The organism is uncultured Erythrobacter sp. (genome assembly GCF_947492365.1).
Lineage (GTDB): Bacteria > Pseudomonadota > Alphaproteobacteria > Sphingomonadales > Sphingomonadaceae > Erythrobacter.
The window spans coordinates 154,733-180,071 of the sequence record NZ_CANLMB010000002.1 but is presented as its reverse complement, the minus strand read 5'-3'; the positions used below and the strand labels follow the sequence as shown (position 1 = coordinate 180,071).

Annotated in this window: 25 protein-coding genes; 15 read left to right on the top strand and 10 right to left on the bottom strand. The window is 61.8% G+C overall.

Translation table 11 applies throughout. From position 1 onward, the window contains the following. Positions 1–9: 9 nt before the first annotated feature. The 5 genes from Q0887_RS12120 to Q0887_RS12100 form a co-directional block, all read right to left on the bottom strand. Positions 10–840, bottom strand: coding sequence for a head GIN domain-containing protein (locus Q0887_RS12120; protein ID WP_299195743.1), 831 nt, complete (start codon positions 838–840; stop codon positions 10–12). Positions 841–1,002: 162 nt separating this feature from the next. Then, positions 1,003–1,539: a CarD family transcriptional regulator gene (locus tag Q0887_RS12115; protein WP_299195741.1), complete on the bottom strand. Its 537-nt coding sequence runs from the start codon at positions 1,537–1,539 to the stop codon at positions 1,003–1,005. A 278-nt stretch (positions 1,540–1,817) separates the two neighbouring features. Further along, entirely contained in the window at positions 1,818–2,156 is a 339-nt protein-coding gene (gene fdxA, locus Q0887_RS12110) for a ferredoxin FdxA (RefSeq protein WP_299195739.1), read from the bottom strand. Positions 2,157–2,242: 86 nt separating this feature from the next. After that, on the bottom strand, positions 2,243–2,524 hold the full coding sequence (locus tag Q0887_RS12105; RefSeq protein WP_299195738.1) for a S4 domain-containing protein: 282 nt from the start codon (positions 2,522–2,524) through the stop codon (positions 2,243–2,245). Positions 2,525–2,553: 29 nt separating this feature from the next. After that, entirely contained in the window at positions 2,554–5,124 is a 2,571-nt protein-coding gene (locus Q0887_RS12100; protein ID WP_299196745.1) for a helicase-related protein, read from the bottom strand. 299 nt (positions 5,125–5,423) lie between these two features. Here Q0887_RS12100 and Q0887_RS12095 point away from each other — a divergent pair, with 299 nt between their 5' ends. Genes Q0887_RS12095 through Q0887_RS12075 form a run of 5 tightly spaced genes read left to right on the top strand, consistent with a single transcriptional unit; the run spans position 5,424 to position 9,835 of the window. After that, positions 5,424–7,136 (top strand): M23 family metallopeptidase, encoded by a 1,713-nt coding sequence (locus tag Q0887_RS12095; protein ID WP_299195736.1) that lies wholly within the window; start codon positions 5,424–5,426, stop codon positions 7,134–7,136. Between the two features lie 43 nt (positions 7,137–7,179). Continuing rightward, the gene (gene hemB, locus Q0887_RS12090) at positions 7,180–8,175 is read left to right on the top strand and encodes a porphobilinogen synthase (protein WP_299195734.1); all 996 of its coding nucleotides are present in this window, start codon (positions 7,180–7,182) and stop codon (positions 8,173–8,175) included. Next, positions 8,168–8,725, top strand: a complete 558-nt coding sequence (locus Q0887_RS12085) for a GNAT family N-acetyltransferase (RefSeq protein WP_299195733.1) — start codon at positions 8,168–8,170, stop codon at positions 8,723–8,725. Before hemB ends, Q0887_RS12085 begins: the two co-directional genes overlap by 8 nt. After that, positions 8,718–9,266, top strand: a complete 549-nt coding sequence (locus tag Q0887_RS12080; RefSeq protein WP_299195731.1) for a GNAT family N-acetyltransferase — start codon at positions 8,718–8,720, stop codon at positions 9,264–9,266. The genes Q0887_RS12085 and Q0887_RS12080 overlap by 8 nt, the downstream gene beginning before the upstream one ends. Continuing rightward, a complete protein-coding gene (locus Q0887_RS12075) occupies positions 9,263–9,835 on the top strand; it encodes a gamma carbonic anhydrase family protein (RefSeq protein ID WP_299195729.1) in 573 nt (190 codons plus the stop codon). Before Q0887_RS12080 ends, Q0887_RS12075 begins: the two co-directional genes overlap by 4 nt. A gap of 3 nt (positions 9,836–9,838) precedes the next feature. Here the strand turns inward: Q0887_RS12075 and Q0887_RS12070 are convergent, their stop codons facing one another. The 3 genes from Q0887_RS12070 to Q0887_RS12060 form a co-directional block, all read right to left on the bottom strand. After that, positions 9,839–10,345 carry a DUF1993 domain-containing protein gene (locus tag Q0887_RS12070; RefSeq protein ID WP_299195727.1) on the bottom strand — a complete coding sequence of 169 codons (507 nt, stop codon included), beginning with the start codon at positions 10,343–10,345 and terminating at the stop codon, positions 9,839–9,841. Between the two features lie 86 nt (positions 10,346–10,431). Beyond that, a complete protein-coding gene (gene clpA / locus Q0887_RS12065; protein WP_299195725.1) occupies positions 10,432–12,834 on the bottom strand; it encodes an ATP-dependent Clp protease ATP-binding subunit ClpA in 2,403 nt (800 codons plus the stop codon). Positions 12,835–12,933: 99 nt separating this feature from the next. Next, the gene (locus Q0887_RS12060; RefSeq protein ID WP_299196743.1) at positions 12,934–13,137 is read right to left on the bottom strand and encodes a DUF1192 domain-containing protein; all 204 of its coding nucleotides are present in this window, start codon (positions 13,135–13,137) and stop codon (positions 12,934–12,936) included. Positions 13,138–13,252: 115 nt separating this feature from the next. Here Q0887_RS12060 and Q0887_RS12055 point away from each other — a divergent pair, with 115 nt between their 5' ends. From Q0887_RS12055 to Q0887_RS12040, 4 genes are all read left to right on the top strand, one after another. Then, on the top strand, positions 13,253–14,275 hold the full coding sequence (locus Q0887_RS12055; protein ID WP_299195723.1) for an NAD(P)H-quinone oxidoreductase: 1,023 nt from the start codon (positions 13,253–13,255) through the stop codon (positions 14,273–14,275). Next, positions 14,268–14,900 (top strand): glutathione S-transferase family protein, encoded by a 633-nt coding sequence (locus Q0887_RS12050; RefSeq protein WP_299195721.1) that lies wholly within the window; start codon positions 14,268–14,270, stop codon positions 14,898–14,900. Before Q0887_RS12055 ends, Q0887_RS12050 begins: the two co-directional genes overlap by 8 nt. Positions 14,901–15,041: 141 nt before the next feature. Beyond that, positions 15,042–15,860, top strand: coding sequence for a DUF1013 domain-containing protein (locus Q0887_RS12045; protein ID WP_299195719.1), 819 nt, complete (start codon positions 15,042–15,044; stop codon positions 15,858–15,860). A gap of 166 nt (positions 15,861–16,026) precedes the next feature. Continuing rightward, positions 16,027–17,697, top strand: a complete 1,671-nt coding sequence (locus Q0887_RS12040) for a long-chain fatty acid--CoA ligase (RefSeq protein WP_299195717.1) — start codon at positions 16,027–16,029, stop codon at positions 17,695–17,697. Between the two features lie 57 nt (positions 17,698–17,754). Here the strand turns inward: Q0887_RS12040 and Q0887_RS12035 are convergent, their stop codons facing one another. Beyond that, positions 17,755–18,153: a polymer-forming cytoskeletal protein gene (locus Q0887_RS12035; protein ID WP_299195715.1), complete on the bottom strand. Its 399-nt coding sequence runs from the start codon at positions 18,151–18,153 to the stop codon at positions 17,755–17,757. A 16-nt stretch (positions 18,154–18,169) separates the two neighbouring features. Beyond that, positions 18,170–19,276, bottom strand: a complete 1,107-nt coding sequence (locus Q0887_RS12030; protein WP_299195713.1) for a peptidoglycan DD-metalloendopeptidase family protein — start codon at positions 19,274–19,276, stop codon at positions 18,170–18,172. Between the two features lie 359 nt (positions 19,277–19,635). Here Q0887_RS12030 and Q0887_RS12025 point away from each other — a divergent pair, with 359 nt between their 5' ends. From Q0887_RS12025 to Q0887_RS12000, 6 genes are all read left to right on the top strand, one after another. Further along, positions 19,636–20,925 (top strand): glutamate-5-semialdehyde dehydrogenase, encoded by a 1,290-nt coding sequence (locus Q0887_RS12025; protein WP_299195711.1) that lies wholly within the window; start codon positions 19,636–19,638, stop codon positions 20,923–20,925. Positions 20,926–20,942: 17 nt separating this feature from the next. Further along, positions 20,943–21,605 carry a nicotinate-nucleotide adenylyltransferase gene (locus Q0887_RS12020; protein ID WP_299195709.1) on the top strand — a complete coding sequence of 221 codons (663 nt, stop codon included), beginning with the start codon at positions 20,943–20,945 and terminating at the stop codon, positions 21,603–21,605. A 141-nt stretch (positions 21,606–21,746) separates the two neighbouring features. After that, positions 21,747–22,109 carry a ribosome silencing factor gene (rsfS, locus tag Q0887_RS12015; RefSeq protein WP_299195707.1) on the top strand — a complete coding sequence of 121 codons (363 nt, stop codon included), beginning with the start codon at positions 21,747–21,749 and terminating at the stop codon, positions 22,107–22,109. Positions 22,110–22,139: 30 nt separating this feature from the next. After that, on the top strand, positions 22,140–22,562 hold the full coding sequence (locus tag Q0887_RS12010; RefSeq protein ID WP_299196741.1) for a 23S rRNA (pseudouridine(1915)-N(3))-methyltransferase RlmH: 423 nt from the start codon (positions 22,140–22,142) through the stop codon (positions 22,560–22,562). 7 nt (positions 22,563–22,569) lie between these two features. After that, positions 22,570–23,817, top strand: a complete 1,248-nt coding sequence (locus tag Q0887_RS12005) for a peptidoglycan DD-metalloendopeptidase family protein (RefSeq protein WP_299195705.1) — start codon at positions 22,570–22,572, stop codon at positions 23,815–23,817. 169 nt (positions 23,818–23,986) lie between these two features. Next, positions 23,987–25,324 (top strand): S41 family peptidase, encoded by a 1,338-nt coding sequence (locus tag Q0887_RS12000; protein ID WP_299195703.1) that lies wholly within the window; start codon positions 23,987–23,989, stop codon positions 25,322–25,324. Positions 25,325–25,339: the final 15 nt, after the last annotated feature.

The following is a 25,339-nucleotide window of genomic DNA, read 5'->3' as shown; positions in this document are numbered from 1 at the left end:
ACTGGCGGACTATTCTTCCGCTGCGTCTTCCGCCCCGGTTTCCGCCGCGTCTTCCGAAGCGTCTTCCGAGCCCTCTTGCGTTGCGGCCTCATCAGCCGTGTCAGCCGGGCGGCAGGTCAGCGAGCCGGAGCCTGCGGTGGTTACATGGCAAGTCGCCGAACCGGTGACGCGGACGTCCCCAGAACCGGCAATGCTGGCATCGACGCGGCCATTGGAGGCGAGTTCAACATCACCCGAACCAGCGATTCCAACCGAGACGTCCTCGGCCAGCAGTTCGCCCAATCGGACATTGCCCGAACCCGCAATGTCGATGTCGAGCGTATCGGCAGTGCCTGCTGCGCGCACATCACCCGATCCGGCAATATCCACTTCGAGCCGTTCTGCATCGACTGCATCGACCGTAATGCTGCCTGAACCAGCGATCTCGAGTTCGGCATTGCTTGCGACGGCCGCGGCCTGGATTTCACCGCTTCCGGCGATCTCAAGATTTTCAGGCGCGGGCAGAGTCATCCGGACAATCGCTTTGCCCGATCCGTCAAAGATGCTCTGGTCCCGCGCAATTGTAAGCCGGTCGCCATTGCGATCAAAGCGCAAGGCTTCGCCTGCCTCGGCGTCGCCTTCGAGCGTGATAGTCAGCTCATCGCCTTCACTGATGATGACGCGGTCCGGACCCGCCAGCTGGATCGTGTCGGGCGCTTCGCCTGACATGTCGAGTTCTTCGAGGGCAACGCCTTCGACCTCACCCCAATTGCTATCGATCCTGACATCGCAACCGGCCAAACCTGCGCCCAAGGCAAGCGCTGCGATCGGGGCCGCGCGTTTTGCAAACCAAATATTCATGTGAATTCTCCGCCTTCTGAAACCGTGTTGTGCACATAATACACCTCTGAAGGCAATTCAAGCGAAGATATAACTTAGTTGTAACTTTGAACCTCGCTTGCCCAACGAAAAAGGGCCACCCTGTCGCAGGGCGGCCCTCAATCTTTCACAGCAACGAAGCGCCTATTTGTCGTCTTCGTCGTTGTCGTAATATTGCGGCGCGTGCTCGCGCAGAACTTCGAGGATCTTCTCGAGCGCTGTCGGCTCGTCGGTTTCTTCCATCGCAGCCAGTTCGCGCGCAAGGCGGCTGGAGGCAGCTTCGAAGATTTGACGTTCCGAATAGCTCTGCTCGGGCTGATCGTCGGGGCGGAACAGGTCGCGCGTCACTTCGGCGATCAATACGATCTCGCCGGAATTGATCTTCGCTTCGTATTCCTGGGCGCGGCGCGACCACATGGTGCGCTTGACCTTGGGTTTGCCCTTGAGGGTTTCCATCGCTTCATTCAGCGTTTTGTCCGAAGACAGCTTGCGCATGCCGATCGACTCAACCTTGTTGGTCGGAACGCGCAAAGTCATGCGCTCTTTTTCAAAACGCAGGACGTAGAGTTCAAGCTGCATGCCGGCGATCTCTTCGTTCTGAAGTTCGATCACGCGGCCAACGCCGTGCTTGGGATAGACAACATAATCGCCAACAGTGAAGGCGGGCGCATTGCTTGCCATGCAAGTTCCTTTCTAGCGGCTTCCAAGCCAGCAAATGACAGACAAGTTTTCCTTTCGGCCCCGCGTCTTGTTCAAAGACATCGGGCCCCGCACAGGAACCGTCCAAGTCTGGTGTTGCTGGTTGTTGGCCTTTCCGGTTTTCATCGCCAGCGCCGGGACCAACCAGCGCGGTTGCAGCATTATATAACACAATCGCAACAAAATTGCGAGTCGCCCGAATCGAACAGGCTTACCTGTGTTAGAATATGCGTTTGTGAGCGTTCAAAAGACCGTGAAAATTAGTCGCCTTCGCCCGGTTCTGGGCTGAAGAACTTTTCGAACTTACCCTTTTCACCCTTGTGATCGTCGGCATCGGCGGGCGGGTCTTTCTGGCCCGTGATGTTGGGCCACTCAGCAGAGAACTTGGTGTTGAGCTCGAGCCATTTCTCAAGCCCGTCTTCGGTGTCGGGAAGGATGGCCTCGGCAGGGCATTCGGGCTCACACACGCCGCAATCGATGCATTCGCTGGGATTGATGACGAGCATATTCTCGCCTTCATAAAAGCAATCGACCGGGCACACCTCGACACAGTCGGTGTATTTGCATTTGATACAGTCTTCGGTGACGACGTAAGTCATTGGGCGTCTTTCATCCGGATAGTTCGGGGCACAGGCCCCCTTAGGCTAAAACTCTGATCAACAATTGGCCGCGCTGCTAAGGGCATTTAGGCTTGAGGGTCAAGCTCACGATAATGAGACTTGGCCCGCGCGGGCGATGCGCGCCGGGTGGGTATCGACAAAAGTTCGACCACGCGGACCTCGCCGCCAACCACCACAGTCAGCACATCGCCGATAGCGACACTCTCGCTCACGCGCTGCACATGTTTTCTATTATGCCGCAAAGCGTGCCCCTCGATCATGGTGCGCGCAGCAGAGCGCGTGCGGGCAAAACGCAGGTAAACCAGCAGCCGGTCGATCCGGATCGAGGTTTGATCCCCTGTGCTCACTGCGCGCTCACTGCCTGCTCACTGTGTTCTCAACCGCCGAGCAGGTCCGCCAATTTGTCGAACGCACCGCTAGCGCGGGCAGGGCCGGTATCTACCGTTCTGTCTCTGGGTTTGCGTGCGCCCTGCGCGCCGCGCTTTTGGGGCGGTTTCTTGCCTGGCTTGCCTTTCTTGCCCGTATGGCGGGGTTTGCCGCGGCCCTTTGCTTCCTTGCGATTCTCTTCGCCGGGCCGCTTTGGCCGCCATAACCAGCTGTCTGGCGCGGCTGGCCCATGCGCCCCTTCGGGCAAGACCCGGGCGCGTTGAAGCCGGAAACCCGCGCTGCCCAGAAGCCTTTGCGCGTTGTCCTGCTCCAGACCAATCGAGATGGGCAGAGCAAGATCAAGCCGGAAGCGCGGATTGCGCTGTTTGGCAGCGCTCGCCTTTGCCCGGGCATCGAAAGCGGCGCGCAGGATCTTTTCGGCCAGATCAACGCGGATGAGCTGACTGCCCGCAAGCCGGTATCCCGCCGGAACGGTTTTGTTATCGGCCAGCACGGGCAGCATCATCTCTTGCAGGGGCCGTTTGTCGAGGCCCAGAGCGTGAAGCAAGCGGCGCGGCGCTGGTTTGAGCAGGGCTGCGGCAAAGATATCGAGCGCACCGAATGTTACGCCAAGCTTGCGCAGAAAGGGCCGCATTTCCTTGGGCAGATGTTCTAGGCCGGCTTTCTCACGGCTCACCACACCGCGCGCATCGACCAGTGTAATCAGCAAAGCACGCGCTTCGCTGCCCGCTTGCGGATCGCGCGCAGCCTCGGCCAGTTTACGCAAGGGGCTGAGCGGTTCGAGCTGTGCGGTCAACCAGTCGGAAAGGCCTGTCTCCAGCTTGGCCTTGGCAGCATCCGGCAGCGTAGAAAGCTCGCGTGCGAACTCCAGCCTCGGTGCGGTAAAATCGTCCGCGATCACAATCTCTGCCAGCTTTTGCCCATGCCACTGGACGGACCCTTGCTCGACAATCAAATCATCAAGTCCCGCGGCCAGCAATTGCTCGGCGCGTTGTGCCAGAATGCCGGGCAGGGCCTTCTCGCCAGCCGCGAGCAGCATCTTGCGCTCGCCAAGCCCTGCCTGCGGATCGACCACAAAGCGGAAGCCATCAAGCTTGCCGATCACCTCGCCTTCAACGGTTAGCGAATTGTCGGCTTCAAGGGTCACAGGCAGGGCGCTGCCATCCTGTCCCAGTGATTTCATCAAGATCGTCGTCCTCCGGTTGACGAAGCGTTCCGTGAGCCGCGCATGCAGCGCATCGGAGAGCTTCGCTTCGACTGCGCGCGCACGCGCTGCCATCTCGTCGCGCGCCAGCACCCAGTCGGGTCGCTGGCAGATATAGGCCCAGGAACGGATCGCGGCTATCCTTCCCTGCAAAGTATCGATGTCGCCGCCGGGCCGGTCGAGTTCCGCAATGCGTGCAGCGATGAAATCGGCGCCGAGATAGCCATCGCGCAGATCCTGCCACAGCCGCGCCACGAATCGCGCATGCGGGTCGACTCCGACCTGCCGGAAATCGGGAAGACAGCACGCTTCCCAGAAACGCCGCACGCTGCCCGAACCCTTGATCGAACCGGCCAGCGGCTCCTCTGCGAGGCGTTTGAGCACCGCGAGGTCAATCGCCTGGGGTGCGGCGAGCAGCACTTCGCTGTGGGGTTTGGCTTCGAGGTCGCCGATCAGAACTTCAAGCGTGTCAAAGCGCGGCTCGGCCTCCCGCCAATAGAGCTTGGTGAGGGGAGCAAATTTGTGCTCCTCGATCGCGTAGATCTCTTCCTCGGAAAATTCGAGCGGAGCACCGGAGCGCGAACCACCACCTGTCAGAGTGCCGAAGCTACCATCGCGCTGATGCCGTCCAGCGCGTCCGGCGATCTGCGCCATCTCGGCAGGGGTCAGCCGCCGCTTGCGCCGACCGTCAAATTTAGACAGCGCGGCAAAGGCGACGTGGTTGAGGTCGAGATTGAGCCCCATGCCGATCGCGTCGGTGGCGACGATGTAATCGACCTCGCCATTCTGGAACAGCTCGACCTGCTTGTTGCGCGTCTCGGGCGAAAGCGCGCCCATTACCACCGCCGCACCCCCGCGAAACCGGCGCAAAGCCTCGGCCATCGCGTAAACCTGCTCGGTCGAGAAGGCGACGATCGCGCTGCGCGGGGGCAGGCGAGAGAGCTTGGCGGTTCCCGAATGGGTGAGGGTGGAAAAGCGCGGGCGCTCTACCATCTCGGCTCGCGGGATCAGATGGCGCACGATGGGCTCGAGCGTCGCTGAGCCAAGGATCATCGTCTCCTCCCGCCCGCGCGCATGCAGGAGCCGGTCGGTGAAGATATGCCCGCGTTCCGGGTCAGCGCCGATCTGCGCCTCGTCAATCGCGACAAAGGCATGGCGACCACTTTCGCCCGCTCCCAGCCGGTCCATCGCTTCGGCCGTGCAGCAGAAATAGCGCGCTTTGTGCGGCTCGATCCGTTCTTCGCCGGTGATCAGCGCGACCTGGTCATCCCCCTTGATCGCGCGCACCCGGTCATAAACCTCGCGCGCCAGCAATCGCAGCGGGAAGCCCATCATGCCGGAGGAATGCGCGCACATCCGCTCGATTGCCAGATGCGTCTTGCCGGTATTGGTCGGCCCGAGCACTGCGCGCACGCGGCTGTCGTCAGCATATCGGGAGGGGGGAAGCGAGCTCACACCTTGCCTTGTGTCAGCCTCGCACTCGCGCCGCAATCCTGTCTCGGGACAAATCCCCGCACCGGCTTGCCCCTTAGGCAAAACACCTTATCGCATGCGAGACTCGTCTGATCGCGCGTTAAGTGCAGATTTACCATAAATCGCCAGAAGGGTGCGCTACGAGCACTGAGCTCAAGATATTGCGGTGAAAAGCAGGACCATTGGACACGCCAAGCGACCATCCGGACAGAAATCCCGGCGCAAATGATGCGGGCCGGGACGATGGGCGTGCACGCACACGGGATCACCGCGTCGATGCCGAAACCGCGCGCGAACTTGCCCCTTATTTCCAGAACTCCAAGAAATACGCGCCGCCATCCAAACAGGCGCAGGTCAAACGTCAGGTGCTCGCCCGCGTGCGCGGGTGGGGCGAGCGTTATGACGAATGGAAGCTGAGCGCCTCGGCGTGGCTCGAAGGTCTCGATCTTGCCCCCGATCTGGCCGAGAATATCGGGAGCCGCCGCTGGTTCCGCGGGCTGGGCACTATGGTGGCATTGGCAGCACTCGCGCTGGCATTCTGGCCCAACCTGACCCCGCTCGAGGCCCGCTCGGCGATGCCCGAGGGCGAGGAAATCCGCGACGAATTTCGCAGCCAGATGATTATGCCGCTGGCGCTGGGCGGCGATAGTGGCCGCCGGATGGGGCCAACCGAGGACGTGATTCCATTGGCAAGCGCGCCCGAGCGTCCGCAGATCGAGCGGCTGGCAACGCTCGCCCCGGGAGACAGCTTTGCCAGCATGCTGCGCCGTGCAGGCGTTTCAGCGCGCGATATCGGCGAGGTCAGCGCTCTGATCGGCGGGGCAATGCCACTGTCCGAGATTGAGCCCGGCACCCAGATTGACCTCGTTCTGGGCCGCCGTCCCGACAGCGATTCCCCGCGCCCGCTCGATGCGCTGAAGTTCCGCGCGCGTTTCGATCTCGAGCTAGAGATCGGGCGTCAGAATGCTGATGCGGAAACCGGGCAGGGCGGAGTGCTCTCGCTTGCCCGCAATGTGATCCGCGTTGACGACACGCCCTTGCGGGTGCGCGGCAATGTCGGATCGAGTCTTTACCGTTCCATGCGCGCTGCGGGCGTTCCGGCGAGCGCGGTGCAGGACTATCTGCGCGTGCTCGACGACCAGATCGATATGGACCGCGAAGTGCGTTCTTCGGACGAGTTCGACATCATCATCGCCTATCGCCGCGCTGCAACGGGCGAGCGGCAGGCGGGCAAGCTGCTCTATGCCGGCATCGATCGTGCAGGCGAGCCGCGCACGCAATTGATGCGTTGGGGCTCGAATGACCGGTTTTTCGAGGCATCGGGCGTGGGCGAGCAACGCCGCGGGCTGGTCGCTCCGGTTCCGGGGCCAATTTCCTCGCGCTACGGGATGCGCCGCCATCCGATCCTTGGTTATCGGCGGATGCATTCGGGAATGGATTTCCGCGCGCGTCATGGCACGCCGATCGTTGCCGTGACCGATGGCCGCGTGACCTCTGCGGGGCGCGCGGGCGGCTGCGGGATCGCCGTGCGGCTGGACCATGGCGGCGGATTGCAGACGCGCTATTGCCATATGAGCCGCATGGCTGTTCGGCGCGGTCAGGACGTGCGGCGGGGACAGGTGATCGGCTATGTCGGGTCAACCGGCCTGTCGACCGGCCCGCACCTTCATTATGAAATGTATCGCAGCGGACGCGCGATCAATCCGGCGAGCGTCGATTTCGTCACGCGTTCGGTGCTTTCGGGCACCGAATTGCTCGATTTCCGTCGCCAGCTGCTCCAGTTGCGCGAGATCGAGCCGGGCGCTGCGCTCGAAGATCTCGAACCGCTTCCGAGCGAAACAGAAGAGCCCTTGCGCGAGATCGAGAAGATCGACATCGCGCGCCGATCGAATTGAGCGCGTTGATCGAGGCCGCAATTTCGGGCAACACCGCTCGCAAATGACCGGAAGCTATCCCAACACCCGCCTGCGCCGCACCCGCGCGACTGGATGGAGCCGTGCGCTCCACCGCGAAACCCTGATCACACCTGCCGACCTGATCTGGCCGCTTTTCGTGACCGAAGGCGATGGGGTGGAGGACCCGGTTGTAAGCTTGCCGGGTGTCTCTCGCTGGTCGGTTGACGGGATTGTCGCACGCGCAAAGGAAGCAGTCGAACTCGGCATTCCGGTGGTCGCGCTTTTCCCCAACACGCAGAGTGATCGTCGCTCCGATGACGGAGCTGAAGCGCTCAATCCGGACAATTTGATGTGCCGCGCCATCCGCGCGATCAAGGATGCATGCGGCGATGATATCGGCGTTCTCACCGATGTCGCGCTCGACCCATACACGTCGCATGGTCAGGACGGCCTGCTCGATGCCAAAGGCTACGTCACCAATGACGACACGGTCGCGGTGCTGGTCGATCAGGCGATCAATCAGGCTGAGGCGGGCGCGGACATTATCGCCCCGTCAGACATGATGGATGGCCGTATCCACGCGATCCGCATGGCGCTTGAAATGGGCGGGCATCACAACGTCCAGATCATGAGCTACGCCGCCAAATATGCGAGCGCGTTCTACGGACCGTTCCGCGACGCGGTCGGATCGGGCGACCTGCTGAAGGGTGACAAGAAAAGCTACCAGATGGATCCGGCCAATGCGGATGAGGCGCTGCGCGAGGTCGAGCTGGATCTGGGCGAAGGCGCGGACAGCGTGATGGTCAAGCCGGGCCTCGCCTATCTCGACATCATCTACCGCGTGAAGCAGCGCTTTGGCGTGCCGGTCTTCGCCTATCAGGTGTCTGGCGAATACGCGATGATTGAGGCCGCGGAATCGGTCGGCGCCGGGGATCGCGACGCGTTGCTGATGGAGAAGCTGCTGGCCTTCAAACGCGCCGGTTGTTCGGGCGTGCTGACCTATCACGCAGCGCATGCTGCGCGCCTGCTCAATGGCTGACTTTCATCATGAGACCGCGCGCCTGATCCTGCGCGATTGGCGCGAGGATGATTGGGAAGAATTCTGGGCGGGCACCAACACACCTGCGGTGATGCGATGGCTGGGCGGCGTGTGCGATTCCGAAAAGCGCGAGGCTGCGCAGGACCGCTTGCTTTCATACAAGCGCGATCACGGACACACTTTCTGGGCGCTCGAACGCAAGCAAGATGGCGCAATCCTCGGCTTTTGCGGCCTCAAACGCTGCAATCAGGAGGGCGGTCCGATCGGTATGATGGAGGCCGGTTGGCGGCTGCGCGAGGATGCCTGGGGGCAGGGCTATGCCAAAGAGGCGGCAATTGCTTCGCTCGACCTCGCCTTTGACCGCTTCGGTGCCGATGAAGTTATCGCGCTCACGGTTGAGGGCAATGCGGGCAGCTGGGGCCTGATGCGGCGGCTCGGCATGCAGCGGCGCGAGGATCTTGATTTCGAGAACAGCGACTTCGATCCCGGCAATCCCGTGATCATTGTCTATTCGATAGGTCGCGATAGCTGGGAGCGTCATCGTGGGTGACATCGTGATCGAAACCGATCGGCTGGTGCTACGCAAAACGCGTGAAGGCGATGCCGAACTGCAATACCGCCTGCTCAACACGCCCGCTGTGATGGAGCATCTGGGCGGGGTGAAGGAACTGCACGAGATCGAGGCGAAACACGCCAAGACGATGGGCTGGTTCGCTCGCGAAGGCTTTGGCTTCATGATGATGATCGAAAAAGCGACCGGCGAACTTGTCGGCCATTGCGGGGTGAAACGCGTCGATCATCCGCTCGCCCCCAATCAGGGCGATCACGAGATCGGCTGGTTGGTGCGCGAGGATCGCTGGCGGCTTGGGCTTGCAGGTGAGGCTATGCGCGCGGTGATCGACTGGGCTTTCGGGCCGGTGGGCGCGCCGCATCTGGTTGCGCTCACCAATGAAGAGAATGTGGGCAGCTGGAAGCTGATGGAAAAGCTCGGCATGGAACGTCGCCGCGACCTTGATTTCGGCGATCCCGATGAGGGTAGCCCGCTAATCCAGTACTCCCTGACGCCTGAACAATGGAAACAAGCCAAATGAACCGACATCCCGGTGCCAATATCATCCCGATCCACGGCAAGGTGCCAAAGATCCACGAAACCGCCTTCATTGCGCCGGGGTCCACAATCATCGGCGATGTCGAGATCGGGGCGGGCAGCTCGATCTGGTACAATTGCGTTGTTCGCGCGGACGTATTCACCATCCGCATTGGCGAGCGCTCGAACATCCAGGACGGCTCGATCCTTCATTGCGACCCGCCGCGTCCGGGCGATGAGGAAGGGTGCCCGCTGGTGATCGGCGACGACGTGCTGATCGGGCATATGGCGATGATCCACGGCTGCACGATCCACGATCGCGGCTTTGTCGGGCTGGGCGCGATCGCAATGAACAAGTCGGTGATTGCGAGCGACTCAATGCTCGGTGCAGGCGCGATGCTGACCGAGCGTAAGGTGATGGGCGAGCGCGAGCTTTGGGCGGGCCGTCCGGCCAAGAAGTTCAAGGAACTGAACGACGCGGCCATTGCCGGTATGCGGATCGGAACTGCGCATTATGCAGAGAATGCGAAACACCACCTCGAAGCGGTCGAGGCGGCGTTTCGCGATTCCTGAAAGTCAGCTCTGGCGTAGATAGCGCATCATGTAGGGCACGAAGTCGGCCTTCCCCAGCGCGATCCCGGCCTTGCGCAGGATCGAATAGGCGGCGGTGGTGTGGAAGTAGTACTGCGGCAAAGCCCAGTCGCGCACATATTCGCTCGCGCTCAGATCGAAATTCATGCCGTTCGGAATGGCCAACTCGACCGCAGCATTGGCAGCGATGAAATCGCGCGAGGCCCACTCCTCGAGCTGCGATTTGGCTTCGGCAATCCAGCCGCGCGCCTCGGCCAAAGTGGCGGGATTGTCATCGCGTGAAGTGAAGTCGAGGCCGGTGAGCCGCGCCATGGCTTCGCCCGGCATGTTGACCAGAAAGCGCACCTGCACACTCAGCGGATGCATGTCCTCGGCAAGCGTTTCTTCGAGCAGTGCATCACCGCGCGGATCGGCTTCGGCCTTTGCCAGCAACCCATCGAGCACGCCCAGCATCTGGGTCCAGACAGGTATGGTTTGATCTTTGATAGACATCGCAATTCTCCCGTTTCAAATTGAAACCTAGTGGGTGAATTGTGAAGTTCAAGCGTCAACCTGCGGCTAACTGCCAGCGCGTGAGATCAGCTTTCCTTATCGCTGCCTGATTCCTCGGGCTTCGCGTCGCCCTTGGGGTCATCTTTGGGCGTAGCTTTCTTGGCAGCAGGCTTTTTCTTACCTGCCGTCTTGCGCTTGGGTTTGGCCTTGGGCGGCGCGGGCGTGAGTTCGAAACTCGGCTTGCCGTCCTTGATGCTGACATGAACCTCGCCGCCATCGGTGAGCTTGCCGAACAACAGCTCCTCGGCGAGCGGCTGCTTGATCTTGTCCTGCAACAACCGGCCCATCGGGCGCGCGCCGTAGAGCTTGTCATAGCCCTTATCCGCGAGCCAATTGCGCGCATCGCTGTCGAACTGGATGTGGACGTTCTGTTCAGCGAGCTGGAGTTCGAGTTCGAGAATGAACTTGTCGACCACGCGGGCAACGGTGCTCTTGCCGAGATAGGCGAAGGGCACAATCGCATCGAGACGGTTGCGGAACTCCGGCGTGAACATCTTCTTCACCGCTTCGCTGCCCGCATCTTCTTTCGAGACATCGCCAAAGCCGATGCCCTGCGTCGCCATTGCGGCAGCGCCGGCATTGGTCGTCATGATGAGGACGACATTGCGGAAATCGACCGTCTTGCCGTGGTGATCGGTCAGGCGGCCATTATCCATCACCTGAAGCAGGATGTTGAACAGGTCAGGGTGTGCCTTTTCGATTTCGTCGAGCAGCAGCACGCAATGCGGGTTCTGATCCACCGCATCGGTGAGCAGACCGCCCTGATCGTATCCAACATAGCCCGGAGGCGCGCCGATCAGACGCGAAACGCTGTGGCGCTCCATATATTCGGACATGTCGAAGCGCTTGAGCTCGATCCCCATGATCGAGGCCAGCTGACGCGCGACTTCGGTTTTGCCGACGCCGGTGGGTCCGCTGAACAGGAACGAGCCAATCGGCTTGTCCGGATCGCGCAGGCCAGCACGGCTCAGCTTCATCGCGGTCGACAGGCGGTGGATCGCCTCGTCCTGACCGAAGACAACGTGCTTCAGATCACGCTCCAGATTCTCGAGCGCCTTCTTGTCGTCCTTGCTGACCGATTTCGGCGGGATGCGTGCCATGGTCGCGACGACCGCTTCGATTTCCCTGGCGGTGATCTTCTTCTTGCGGCGGCTGGGCGGGACCAGCATCTGCATCGCGCCGACCTCGTCGATCACGTCGATCGCTTTGTCGGGCAGCTTGCGGTCATTGATATAGCGCGCCGACAGCTCGACCGCCGTTTTGAGCGCGTCGGGCGTGTATTTCACATTGTGATGCTCTTCAAAGGCGGTGCGCAGCCCTTTGAGGATTTTGATCGTATCCTCGATCGTCGGCTCGTTCACATCGATCTTCTGGAAACGGCGCAGCAATGCGCGATCCTTCTCGAAGTGATTGCGGAATTCCTTGTAGGTGGTCGAACCGACGCAGCGGATCGTCCCGCTCGACAGCGCAGGTTTGAGCAGATTGGAAGCATCCATCGCCCCGCCGCTCGTTGCACCAGCTCCGATAACCGTGTGGATCTCGTCGATGAAGAGGATCGCGTCGGGCATCGCTTCAAGCTCGGTCACAACCTGTTTAAGCCGCTCCTCGAAGTCGCCGCGATAGCGCGTGCCAGCCAGCAATGCGCCCATATCGAGCGAATAGATCACCGCATCAGCGAGCACTTCGGGCACATCGCCTTCGACGATTTTGCGCGCCAGCCCTTCGGCAATCGCGGTTTTGCCGACGCCGGGATCGCCGACATAGAGCGGGTTGTTCTTTGACCGGCGGCACAGAATCTGCACCGTGCGGTCAACCTCGGGGCCGCGGCCGATGAGCGGATCGATCCGCCCGTCTTCGGCCTTCTTGTTGAGGTTGACGGTAAACTGGTCGAGCGCGGTTTCCTTGGTCTTGCCACCATCTTTAGTGACCTCAGCCTCGGCAGGAGCGCCTTCTTCATTGCCTTGCGGGGCATTCGATTCAAGTTGGCGTCCGCCTTTGCCGATACCGTGGCTGATATAGCTCACCGCATCCAACCGGCTCATATCCTGCTGCTGGAGGAAATAGACCGCGTAGGAATCGCGCTCGGAGAACAGCGCCACCAGCACATTCGCGCCCGTCACCGTGTCCTTGCCGGAGGACTGGACGTGCAGGATCGCGCGCTGGATCACCCGCTGGAATCCCGCTGTCGGCTGCGGATCGGCCTCTTCCTCGGTCTTGAGCGACTGGTATTCCTGGTCGAGATATTGCTTCACCACCTCGCCCAGTTCGGCAAGGTCGACGCCGCAAGCCGCCATGACCTGCGCGCCGTCCTCATCATCGATCAGCGCGAGCAGAAGGTGCTCGAGCGTGGCATATTCGTGGCGTCGCTCTGACGCATGGGCGAGCGCGTTGTGGAGGGTGCGTTCGAGGTTTTGGGCGAAACTGGGCATGAATTTAGGGTCTCTGTTGGGCGGCGGCGGGGTAGAAACGAGAACTATATGGGGCGCAGCTGCGCGATTGCGAATCGGGATCGGTTATTAGGTGCGCTATCATGATCCCGGACTGCTGAACAAAGCGTCAGCAGCAGCCCTGTGTGCGGCTACCTTGTCGCGGTGCGCCTTCACGCGGTCAATCTCGGCTTCGAGAAGCGCAATCCGCTCTCCCAATTCATCCTGCGAATAGGGGGCGAGGTCTTCGGCAGCGAGCTTGCTCGCAGCGTCTCCTTTGGCTCTCGGGCGGTCATCCTCTTCCATTGTGCCCAACATCGCAATTATGCCCGCTTGCTGTCAATGCGCAGGCTGGGTATTTGCTACCGGCCTATTCGGGATCGCACTGAATATGCCGGACAAGGCAAACGGGGATATGACAATGACAAGGGCGAATGGGCCAGTTCTTCCAGAGGTGATGCAGGCGATCCAGTTTGCTGCGCCCGGCGGCCCCGAAGTGCTGGAGGCAGGCCAAGTCGCTGTGCCTGACCTGCGCCCCCAGGACGTGATGATCAAAGTCGCCTATGCTGGCGTGAACCGGCCTGACTGCGCCCAGCGTGCGGGACTTTATCCGCCGCCTCCCGGTGCTTCGCCGCTATTGGGGCTCGAAGTTTCAGGCGAGGTGGTGGCCCTTGGCGCGGATGTTCCGGCAGAGATGCTTGGCCAGCAGGTCGCGGCCCTCACCCCCGGTGGCGGCTATGCCGAGTTTTGCACCGCTCCGTGGCAGCACTGCCTGCCGATGGAGGGTAAGCTCGACCTCAAAACCGCCGCCGCGATCCCCGAAACGCTTTTCACTGTCTGGCACAATGTCTTCGAGCGCGGAATGGTGCGCGATGGCGAGCGTTTGCTGGTCCATGGCGGGACTTCGGGGATTGGCACGATGGCGATCATGCTGGCGAAGGCCTTCGATGTCGAAGTGATCGTGACCTGCGGCGATGAAGCCAAATGCGAAGCGGCGCGCAAACTGGGCGCCGATCTTGCGATCAATTACCGCGAGGCGGACTTTGTCGAGGCGGTCAAGGAGCACACTGGCGGCGAAGGCGTGAATGTGGTGCTCGACATGGTCGCGGGCGATTATGTTCCGCGCAACCTGCAATGCCTCGCCGAAGACGGACGGCATGTGACCATCGCCGTGCTGGGCGGGGCCAAGGCCGATCTGTTCATGCCGCTCATCATGATGCGCCGCCTGACACTGACCGGTTCAACCCTGCGCCCGCGCACGGACGCCTTCAAGGCCGCGCTCGCCGATGAGATCGCCGCCAATGCATGGCCGCTCTTTGCCGCAGGCGAGCTGGCGCCGGTAATGGATCAGACCTTCACGCTTGCCGATGCGGCGAAGGCCCATGCGCGCATGGAAGCAGGCGAGCATATCGGCAAGATTGTGCTGGAGGTTGGCGGTGGCTGAAACTTACACGCTTCATGAATATTCGCGCAGCGGCAATTGTTACAAGATCAAGCTGACTGCCGCGCTGCTGGGCGTGCCTCTCGAATGCCGCGAATACGACATCCTGCGCGGCGAGACCCGCACCCCCGAATTTCTTGCCAATGTGAATGCCAATGGCCGCATTCCGGTTCTGCAGATTGATGAGGGAGATCAGGCGCGTTTCCTGCCCGAAAGCAATGCGGCGTGCTGGTATCTTGCGAGCGGATCGGACCTCATCCCGCAAGATCGCTTTGCTCAGGCCGACATGCTGCGCTGGATGTTCTTCGAACAATACAACCACGAACCCAATGTCGCGACCTTGCGGTTCTGGATGAAGTTTGTGGGTGAAGAGAACCTCTCTCCCGAGCAGCGTGCGCAAATCGGCAGCAAGAAGGTGGCGGGGCACGCCGCGCTTGCGCTGATGGATGAACAACTTGCAAGCCGCGCCTTTCTCACTGGCGAAACGGCGAGCCTCGCTGATATCGCGCTCTTTGCTTACACCCATGTCGCCGATGAAGCCGGGATTGCGCTTGACGAGTTCGGCAACATCACAAGCTGGATCAAGCGGATCGAAGGCCTGCCGGGCTTCATTCCGATGGAAAGCTGACGCGGCCCGCCGAGGCCGATTGGGTTGCGCCTTGGTCTCCCCCCGATCAATCGCTTGCCGTCCGCAAAGCTTTGCCCTATCTGAGCCTACGCAACGGCCGCTCCGAAAGGGGCGGCCCTTTACATTTTTACGGAGATTCCCATGGCTAACAAGGATCAGCCAAAGCCGCTGATGCCGCACGCCACTGCTACCTGGCTGGTCGATCACACCGGCCTGTCTTTTGAGCAGATTGCCGAATTTTGCGGCCTTCACATTCTCGAAGTGCAAGCGATGGCGGATGATCTTGCTGGCAGCAAATATACCGGCCGCGATCCGGTCCATGCTGGCGAACTGACGCTCGGCGAAATCGAGAAGGGTCAGGCGGACGAGAATTACTCGCTGGTGATGCACAAGGCTCCGGTCGAGGTCACGCGCACCAAGGGTCCGCGCTACACGCCGGTATCCAAGCGTCAGGACAAGCCCGACGGGATCGCATGGATCCTGCGCAGCCATCCGGAAGTGTCGGATGCGCAGATTTCGAAACTGATCGGCACCACCCGCAACACGATCGGCGCGATTCGTGAACGCAGCCACTGGAACATCCAGAATATCCAGCCCAAGGATCCGGTGACTTTGGGCCTGTGTTCGCAGCGCGAACTTGATGCGGTGGTCGCCAAAGCGGCCAAGCGCGCTGGCATTACTGAAGAAGCCGTTCCCGAAGGCGTGGTCGTCGACGGGCGCAGCGACAAGGACAAGCTGATCGAAGAGCTGCGCGCCGAACGCGACGCCAACGTCAAAGCTGCTGCCGCAGCCGCGCAGGAAGCCGAAGCCGAAGCATGGCTTGCCGCCAAGCGCGAAGCCGAGGAATCGGGCGAAGCAGAGGCTGCCCCTGCGCCGACTTTTGCAGATCCGCCCGCTGAAGAAGCCGCTCCCGAAGCGGAAGCCGATGCAGACGGGGAAGAAAAGCCCGAGGGCGAGTAATCCCGCCGCCTCGTTTGCCACCGCCTCGATCGGTGGTCACGCATTCTGAAAGCGCCGGTTGAGCAAGGGCTCGACCGGCGCTTTTGCGTTACAGGATACACAAAATCGCCAGATTGGCTGAAACAGCCTGTTGTGCGTCATTGCCCGCTGCGGCATGATTACTGACATGAGTGTCAATACCGCCCCCTATCATCACCCCACCCCCTGGGATGCGACGTTCGATGATATGTCTTTGCCGCAAATGCTGGAGCGGGCTGTCCAGCGCAATCCAGCAGCGCCGTTCCTCCATTTTCTGGGCCGGACCTATTCCTATCAGGACATTCATGCCGAAGCGCGCCGCTTTGCTGGCGGGCTGATCGCATCGGGGATCAAGCCGGGCGACCGGGTAGGGCTGTTCCTGCCCAATGTCCCGATCTACGCCTCGGCCTATTACGGCGCGATGATGGCGGGCGCGGTGGTGGTCAATTTCTCGCCGCTTTACACAGTTGAGGAGTTGAACTGGCAGGTCAGCGATAGCGGCACGCGGGTGCTGGTCACGCTCGACGTGCCCGAGCTTTACGGCACAGCGGCGAAAGTGCTTGCGACGTCCGAACTGGAATCGCTGGTGGTTGGCTCGCTTTCCGAAATGCTTCCGTGGGTAAAGGGTCTCGCGCTTAAGCTGTTCAAGCGCAGCCAGATCGCCGATGTCGATTGGGGCACAGATACGCGCCAATGGGCAGACATGCTGCGCGAGCCATCCGAATTGCCCGAGGTTACGCATGAAGACCTCGCGCTGCTTCAATATACCGGCGGCACAACCGGCCGGCCAAAGGGCGCGATGCTGGGGCACAGCCAGCTCACCCAGAACGCGCAGCAGGTCGCGGCGATCAATCCCTTCGAAGATCCCGGCAGCGAAGTGATGATGGGCGCGCTGCCATTCTTCCATGTCTTTGCCAACACCGCGCTGCTCAACCACGCAGTCGCTTGCGGTGCATCGATTGCCATGGTTCCCCGCTTCGAAGCCAAGCAAGTACTCAAGACAATTGAGACAATGAAGACCACCGGCTTTCCCGGTGTGCCGACCATGTTTCAGGCGCTGCTCGACCATCCCGATCTCGCCAAGACCGATCTCTCATCGCTCAAGGTCTGCATATCCGGCGGCGCGCCGATGCCGTCCGCCGTGCATGAAAAGTTCGAAGCGGCCACCGGCGTGCGGCTGGTAGAAGGCTACGGCCTGACCGAAAGCGCGGGCGTCGTCTCGGTCAACCCCTATGAGGGCACGCGCAAACGCGGCACAATCGGTCAGCTGGTGGCGGGAACCGAGATCGTGCTGCTCGACAAAGAGGATCCAAGCAAGCTCGCGCCCGATGGTGAGCCAGGCGAGCTGGCGATCCACGGCCCGCAAATCATGCGCGGATACTGGAACCGGCCCGAAACCGCCGCCGACACTTTCGTGACCCGCGATGGTAAGCAATATCTGCGGACCGGCGATGTCGCGGCGATGGACGAAGACGGTTTCCTCTCCATCGTCGACCGGATCAAGGACATGATCGCAGTCGGCGGGTTCAAGGTCTTCCCGAGCGTGGTCGAAGACGCGATTGTCAAACACGAAGCCGTCAAAGAGGCGCTCGTGATCGGCGTACCCGATGATTATCTCGGTGAAGTCCCGCGCGCCTTTGTGACGCTCGATGATCCTGACGCGGATATTGGCGCTGATACGCTCAAGGCCTGGCTCAACGAGAGGATCGGCAAGCATGAGCGTGTCGATGAAGTCGTCATTCGCGACGAGCTTCCCAAGACCATTATTGGCAAGCTCGACCGCAAGGCCCTGCGCGCCGAGGTGCTGCCACCCCAATAGAAAACGCCGCAAACCCGGCGGGGCTGCGGCGTTTCAAAATTCCAACCGGTCGGAGGCTTAGTTGGCCATCCGCAATTGCGGGTCGCCTTCGCTTGTCGCTGGCTTGGCGGCGGGCGCTGCTGCGGCCGGCTTCTGCGAATTGGGAGCAAAGCGGCCATCAACCTGCGCGCCCTGTTCGATCGTCAGCGCGTCGTAATGCACATCGCCCTCGATCTTGGCGGTTTTGAGGATCACCAGCTCTTTCGCCGTGATCGATCCAACAACCTTGCCCGACATGCGCGCGGTGTCGGCGGTAATCCCGCCTTTGATAACGCTGGCTTCACCCTGAACCAGCGAAGCGCATTTGATGTCGCCTTCGACTTTGCCGTCGATATGGAGGTCAACCGAAGCGCTGATATCGCCGGTAATCGACACGTCTGAGCCGATCACCGAGAAGGTGGAGTTACCGTTGGCCATGCTTTTTCCTTGGGGTCTAGGGGCGGGGGCGCGGTTCGCGGACCGTTCCTGCTCCGCGGGCTTCTTCGAGAACATCGGGGGCTTTCTCCAGGAAGGGCCGCGGATTGACCGGGCGGCCGTTGACTCGAACTTCGAAGTGAAGATGGGGACCAGTAGACCGTCCGGTGCTACCAAGGCCACCCACAGTCTGGCCCGCATCGACGGACTGCCCGACTGCCACGTCAATCCGAGACATATGCGCATAGCGCGTCATGATCCCGTTGCCGTGGCTAATCTCAACCACCTTGCCATAGCCTGATTTCCAGCCCGCAAATGTCACTTCGCCGGTGGCAGCTGCCATGATCGGTGAGCCATAGGCGCCCTTGAAATCGATCCCGCTATGCATCGCGCTGCGGCGGGTGAAGGGGTCGCGGCGATAACCGAACGCCGAGGTGATGCGCTGGTCAGCGGCTGGCACAACCTGCGGCACGCCTTCGAGAGCGCGTTCGAGCGCGGACATGCGGGCAAGGCTGAGGCCAAGGCGCTCAAAACGCGGATCGAGCGAACCGTCGGCAGACGTCGCGAGCATTTGCAGCGGACCACCCATGGCGGCCTCCGCTTCGGCGCGGGTGACGCGTGCCATCGCGCGCGGATCGAGGTTGAGTTTGCGCAGCGCCTCTTCGGCGCGCGCCGCACGCCAATCGGCATAGCGGGTCATGTTCTCGACAAAGGCCAGCTGGCGCGCTTCGATTTCGGCAAGGCCGCGAGCCTGCGGGAAGAACGCACCGACCTGTTCGATCGTTTCAGCGGTTTCCTCGCTGGAATCGGTCACATTGGTATCGACGGTGCGAATTTCCTCGGGCAGCACCTCGACCATATTGTCGAGCACTTCCTGACGCAGAGTGAGGTCTTCGACCACCTGATCGATATCGTCGCCATAGGCGCTGAGGCGTTCCTGCGCGCTTGCGACTTCGGCCTTCTCGTCCTGGAATGAAGCAAGGCTCGCTTCGGCGGAATACTTGTTCCAGGCCATGACGCCCATCGAACCGGCATAGCCAACCGCGAGCAACGCCGCCGCTGCGGCAGCGCCCATTTGCAGGCGCGAAGAAATCTTGATGAAACGGACTTGCCCGTCAGACCGCATAAAAAACTCGCGGTCCGGAAACCACGAGCGCAGCCTTTCCCCTAACGGGCGTCTATCTGAATTTTCCGGCAAAGCGGCCCCGACCTATGTTCTTATGCTTAGGCAGGGACAGCTACCAAGCGAGTTGTAAAGAATCGAATCTTCACCAAAGCGTAACCGTTGAACTGATGATTTAACGCGGTGAAGCGTTCATATGCGAGCAATATTGCGACGAAACGTGCGTCTGTCGCATCCTTACAAACTGACCATATGGTAAACGGGCGGGCGATTCGGCGCGGGTTTTGGGTGATTCGCAGGCTGGCAACGCTCTCAACGAGTCTGGCCTGACAGCGCCATAACGCCCTGCTATTGCCAATGCGATGAATCACCAGCCCCAGTCCTTTGACTCCAGCCAAGCGCAATCTCCCGATGAACTGGTCGGGATGATGGCGCGTGCGGGCCGCGCGGCGCAGCGCGTTTTGGCAGGCATGGACAGCGCCGCGCGCGCCTCTGCCTTGCGACTCGCTGCAAAGCACATCCGCAGTGGGGCCGAAGCGATCCTTGCGGCCAACGCGCAAGATGTCGAAGCCGGACGCGCCAACGGACTTTCGCCGGCCATGCTCGACCGTCTGGTTCTCGATGAGGCGCGGCTGGAGGGCATCGCCAGCGCGGTGGAGGCCGTCGCGGCTCTTCCCGATCCGGTGGGGCAAGTGATCGACCAGAGCGAGCGACCCAACGGTCTGCGGATGAGCCGGGTGCGCGTGCCTGTCGGCACTATCGGGATCATCTATGAAAGCCGCCCCAATGTGACCGCCGACGCCGCAGCCCTGTGCGTGCGTGCGGGCAATGCAGCGCTTCTTCGCGGAGGCAGCGAAGCGGCGCAGTCGAACCGCGCGATCCTAGCCGCCTTTCAAAAGGGTCTGGTCGAAGGCGGTGTGCCTGAGGCCGCCGTCCAGCTGATCCCGACGCAGGACCGCGCGGCTGTTGGCGCGATGCTGACCGCGAGCGGATTGATCGACATGATCGTGCCGCGCGGCGGCAAGAGCCTTGTCGCCCGTGTTCAACAGGATGCACGCGTGCCGGTGCTCGCCCATCTCGATGGGATCTGTCACACCTACATCCACGCTGCCGCCGACCCGCAGATGGCGCGGGCCATCGCGCTCAACGCCAAGATGCGCCGGACCGGAATTTGCGGAGCGATGGAGACTTTGCTGATTGATGCAGGCTTTGGCGAGGCAAAAGCATTGCTCGGCGACCTGCTCGATGCCGGATGCGAGCTGCGCGGTGACGCGCGGATCTGCGCGCTGGACCCGCGCATTGTTCCTGCGACGGATGAGGATTGGGACACCGAATATCTCGACGCCGTTCTATCGGCGGCAATGGTCGATAATCTGGCGGGAGCGCTGGCGCATATTGATCGCCACTCCTCAGCGCACACTGACGCGATTGTGACAGATGACGAAGCTGCGGCTGAGCATTTCCTGGCCGCCGTCGACAGCGCGATTGTGATGCACAACGCCTCCTCGCAATTCGCCGATGGGGGCGAGTTCGGACTTGGCGCGGAGATCGGGATCGCTACCGGGCGTTTGCACGCGCGCGGGCCGGTCGCGCTGGAGGGTCTGACAACCTACAAATGGCTGGTGCGCGGCACCGGTCAGGCGCGTCCCTAATTGGCGGCTCATCGGGAATGAGAACGGGGCTTCTTGGCGGCAGTTTCAACCCTGCCCATGGCGGACATCGCCGCATCACGCGCTTTGCGATAGAGGCGCTTGGGCTGGACGAGGCCTGGTGGCTGGTATCGCCCGGCAATCCGCTTAAGCCGAAAAAGGGCATGGCCCCGCTCGCCGCGCGGCTCAAATCAGCCGAGGTGCAGGCGCACCGCGCGCCGATCGTGCCCACCGCGATCGAGGCCGAACTGGGCACGCGCTACACCGTCGATACTCTGCGCGCGCTCAAACGCCGCTATCCCAAGCGCGACTTTGTGTGGCTGATGGGGTCGGACAATCTTGCGCAGTTTCACCGCTGGAAAGACTGGCGCGTGATCGCGCGGACCATGCCGATTGCAGTGATCGCCCGCCCGGGCTATAACGCGGCTGCTATGGCGAGCCCCGCTATGGCATGGCTCAGACAATACCGCGTGTCTGCCGCCAGTTTTCGAAAACGCGGGACGACACATTTCGGGAGTACACCGGCCCTGATATTCATGGCTTTCGATCCAGACCCACGCTCGGCAACGGCCATTCGCCGTGATGATGCCGATTGGGCCTTAAGGTATCGAGGCATCCCGGTGCGTGATCGTCTGACTTTTCGCCAAATTCCGCGCTACAACCCACAGGGCGAGGCAGTATGAACGGCTATTTCAGCCGCTTCAAACCTCGACTTGCCGCATCGTGCGCCGACGTTCATCCGAACCAAGCTATCTGGAGAAACTATTTTGCCTATGACACAGGCAGGCCCCGCTTCGGCGGAAACAATAAAGGCTGTTCCACCTATGCCCGCTGATTCCTCGCAGGAAACCTTGCACGAACTGGTCATGCGCCAGCTCGACGACGATCAGGCGCAGGAAATCGTCTCGATCCCGCTTGCGGGCAAGAGCTCGGTTGCCGATTTCATGGTGGTCGCAAGCGGGCGCTCGACCCGGCAAGTGGCTGCGATGGCGCAGAAACTGGCGGAGAAGGTCAAGCAGGCTGGCCACGGTCCCGTGCGGATCGAGGGGCTGACTGCGGCAGACTGGGTGCTGATCGATGCGGGCGATGTGGTGGTTCACCTCTTCCGCCCCGAAGTGCGCAGCTTCTACAACCTAGAGCGCATGTGGTCTTTCGAAGGCGGCGAAGCGACAGCTGGAAGCGCCTGAGGGCTGCACTTGCCTTGAAAGGTCTTCGTTATTCTTCTCCACGTCATCGCTCGCGGAAAGATTGCCCGCTCTCCTGAAGCGGAGCTGGTCGCGCGCTATGAGAAGCGGCTGACCTGGCCGGTAACGCTGACCGAATTGCCGGAGACGGGCGGGAAGATTCCCGAACCGCAAGCCCCCTACAAGACCGTGCTGCTCGACGAACGCGGCAAGGCGATGGCGTCGCAGAAACTGGCGCAGGTGCTCGAACGATGGCGCGACGATGGCATGCGCGAGACACGCTTTGTGCTCGGCGCAGCGGACGGGCATTCGGCAGAAGAGCGGGCCGAGGCTGACCTCTTGCTCGCCTTTGGTCCGGCCACCTGGCCGCACCTCCTCGCCCGCGCGATGTTGATGGAGCAGCTCTACCGCGCGACGAGCATCCTTGCAGGCCATCCCTATCATCGGGCAGGGTAGGTTTGTGATGCGCCGCACTCTGTTCCTTTCTGTCGCTATAGGCGCCGCTTGTGTCGCGCTGGCGCTGACTGTGCCGAGCAGCTTTGCCCAGCGCGATGTCGCCGTGCTCGAACCCGACGAAGCGCAAGCGGAACTCGAACGCGCCACCCGCGAGAGCCAGCGCGCCGAAGCACGCGCAGACCGGCTCGCCCGCGAAGCAGACGAAGCCACAGAAGCCGCCGAGAAGACCGCGCGCGAAGCCGCCGCTGTTGCAGCGCAGATACAGGCGGCCGAATCTGACATCGCAGCTGCCCGCGCACGTTATTCGCTCGCACAGGCTGCGCGCGCCGCGCTGTCCGACCGGCTGGCGCAGCGCCAGCAGCCTTTGGTCCGCCTGACCGGAGCGCTACAGACCACGGCCCGCCGCCCGCTCGCATTGTCTGCCTTGCAGCCCGGATCGCTCAAGGATCTGGTCTATGTCCGCGCGGTGCTAGATTCCGCGGTGCCGGAGATTCGCCGCCGCACATCAGCGCTTCGCGGAGAGCTGGAGGAAGGGCGGCGGTTGGAGCAACGCGCCGCGCAGGCGCTCGCAAATCTGGGCGATAGCGAGCAGGCCTTGCGTGCACGCCGCGCCGAACTGACCGCGCTGGAAACGCGTCAACGTCTGGCCTCGAGAGAAGCCCGCAGTACGGCGGCGCGTGAGGGCGAACGCGCGCTGGCACTGGCCGAAGAAGCGCGCGATCTCGACGGGCTGATCGACAGTATTGATGATGCAGCAGCTCTGCGCCGCGAGCTTGCGGCATTGCCCGGCCCGATCATGCGCCCGGCCAATCTCGGCGGTGCGGGAACGCGCGTGCCGGACGAAAACCTTGCCAGCGACCCCACTCCGTCAGCCAGCCCGTCAAGCACAATTCCCCCGCGCTTCCAGCTTCCCGTTCAAGGCCGCACGATCGCCGGATTTGGAGAGCTGCGCGACAGCGGCTTGCGCTCCACCGGCCTCGCTCTCGCTCCCGCGCCCGGTGCGCAGGCGGTCGCGCCAAGATCGGGGAGGGTCGCCTTTGCCGGACCCTATCGCGGCTTTGGTCGAATCGTCATTATTGAACACGAAGGCGGCTGGACCAGCCTCGTCACCGGACTGGCGCGGATCGATGCTGAAGTGGGCGATCAAGTGATAACCGGCGCACCTTTGGGTGTAGCGGGCAGCGAAGACCCAGCGATCACTTTTGAGCTAAGGCGCGGCGGAGAGCCGGTTAACCCGCTCAATTTCCTCAATTAAATACACCACGACCGCGAGCGACCCATGCCCGGTCGCGCAGAGCCCTTTGCTAAGGGCATGACCCGCAATTGCCCCGTTGCGGGACGGCAAATGTCGCTTATCGAAGTTATCTGGCGTTCATGGCCCCGATTCTATAGCAATACACCATTGGAAGGAGCCATTTGCCTTTATGAAGATCGCCAATCTGCTTCGCAGCGCCGCTCTTGTCACCGCTGTCGCGCTTATCCCTGCAACCACCGCCACGATGGCGCAGGTCGATGGCCGCGCCGGACCCGAACTGGCAAAGATCTACACGATCATGCAGCGCGTTCAGGCCAATTATGTCGAGCCGGTCGAAGATGAAGTGCTGGTGCGCGGCGCGATTGACGGGATGCTCGCAGCGCTCGATCCGCACAGCGCCTATCTCGATGGCAGCGACCTTCAGCGCCTGACGACCATGATCGACGGCAATTATTCCGGTCTTGGCCTTTCGGTTATTCTGGAAGATGGCGCGGTCAAGGTGATCTCGCCCTTCCGCGGCAGCCCGGCTGACGAAATGGGGATCAAGGCGGGCGATTATATCACGCACCTTGACGGCGACCTGATCTATGGCGGCGACCTCGACGATGCAGTTGCGCGCATGCGCGGCAAAGCGGGCACTTCGATCCGGCTGACGATTTTCCGTCCGGGCCGCGATGGGCCGTTTGAAGTCGATGTGACGCGCGGCGTGATCGAACTCGAGCCGGTGACACACACCTTGCAGGCGGGCAATATCGGGGTGATTTCGGTCAACGAATTCTCCGCCGATGTCGGTGTCGATGTCTACCGCGCGTGGGAATCGCTCAAGGAAGAAGCAACGGGCCGGATGAACGGCCTGGTGCTGGATCTGCGCTCCAATCCGGGCGGTTCGCTCGATGAAGCGGTCGCATTGTCCGACCTGTTCCTCGATTCGGGCCGCATCGTGTCACAGCGCGGCCGCGCCCGCGGTGAAACTTTGCTCTACGATGCCGAAACCGTGTTCCGCGGCGATATGGCAGAGGGCACTCCGGTGATCGTCCTGATCGACGCCGGTTCGGCTTCGGCTTCGGAGATTGTCGCAGGCGCTTTGCAGGATCACCGCCGCGCGCTGGTGATGGGTCAGCGCAGCTTTGGTAAAGGCTCGGTCCAGTCGCTGCTGCCGCTCGGCCCTGATGCCGCGCTCAAACTGACCACGGCGCGTTACTTCACGCCTTCGGGCAAGTCGGTGCAGGAAGGCGGGATCACTCCCGATATCCGTGTGCCGCAGCTGTCTGATCCCGATTTTGCCTTGCGCGAACGCTATCAGACGCGCGAGAGTGATCTGCGCGGGCACCTTGTGAACGAGCTGGGCATTGATGATGCGGAGATGGAGGACGACAATATCGAGGATCCTCGCTTCCAGCTCACCGCTGAACAGCTTGAAGAGCAGGGCGTGGACGACTTCCAGCTGCACTACGCGCTCGAAACCTTGCGCCGCACGACGGCAAGTTCGGTGGCCATTCGCCGCTAGGAACTTGCTACCGCA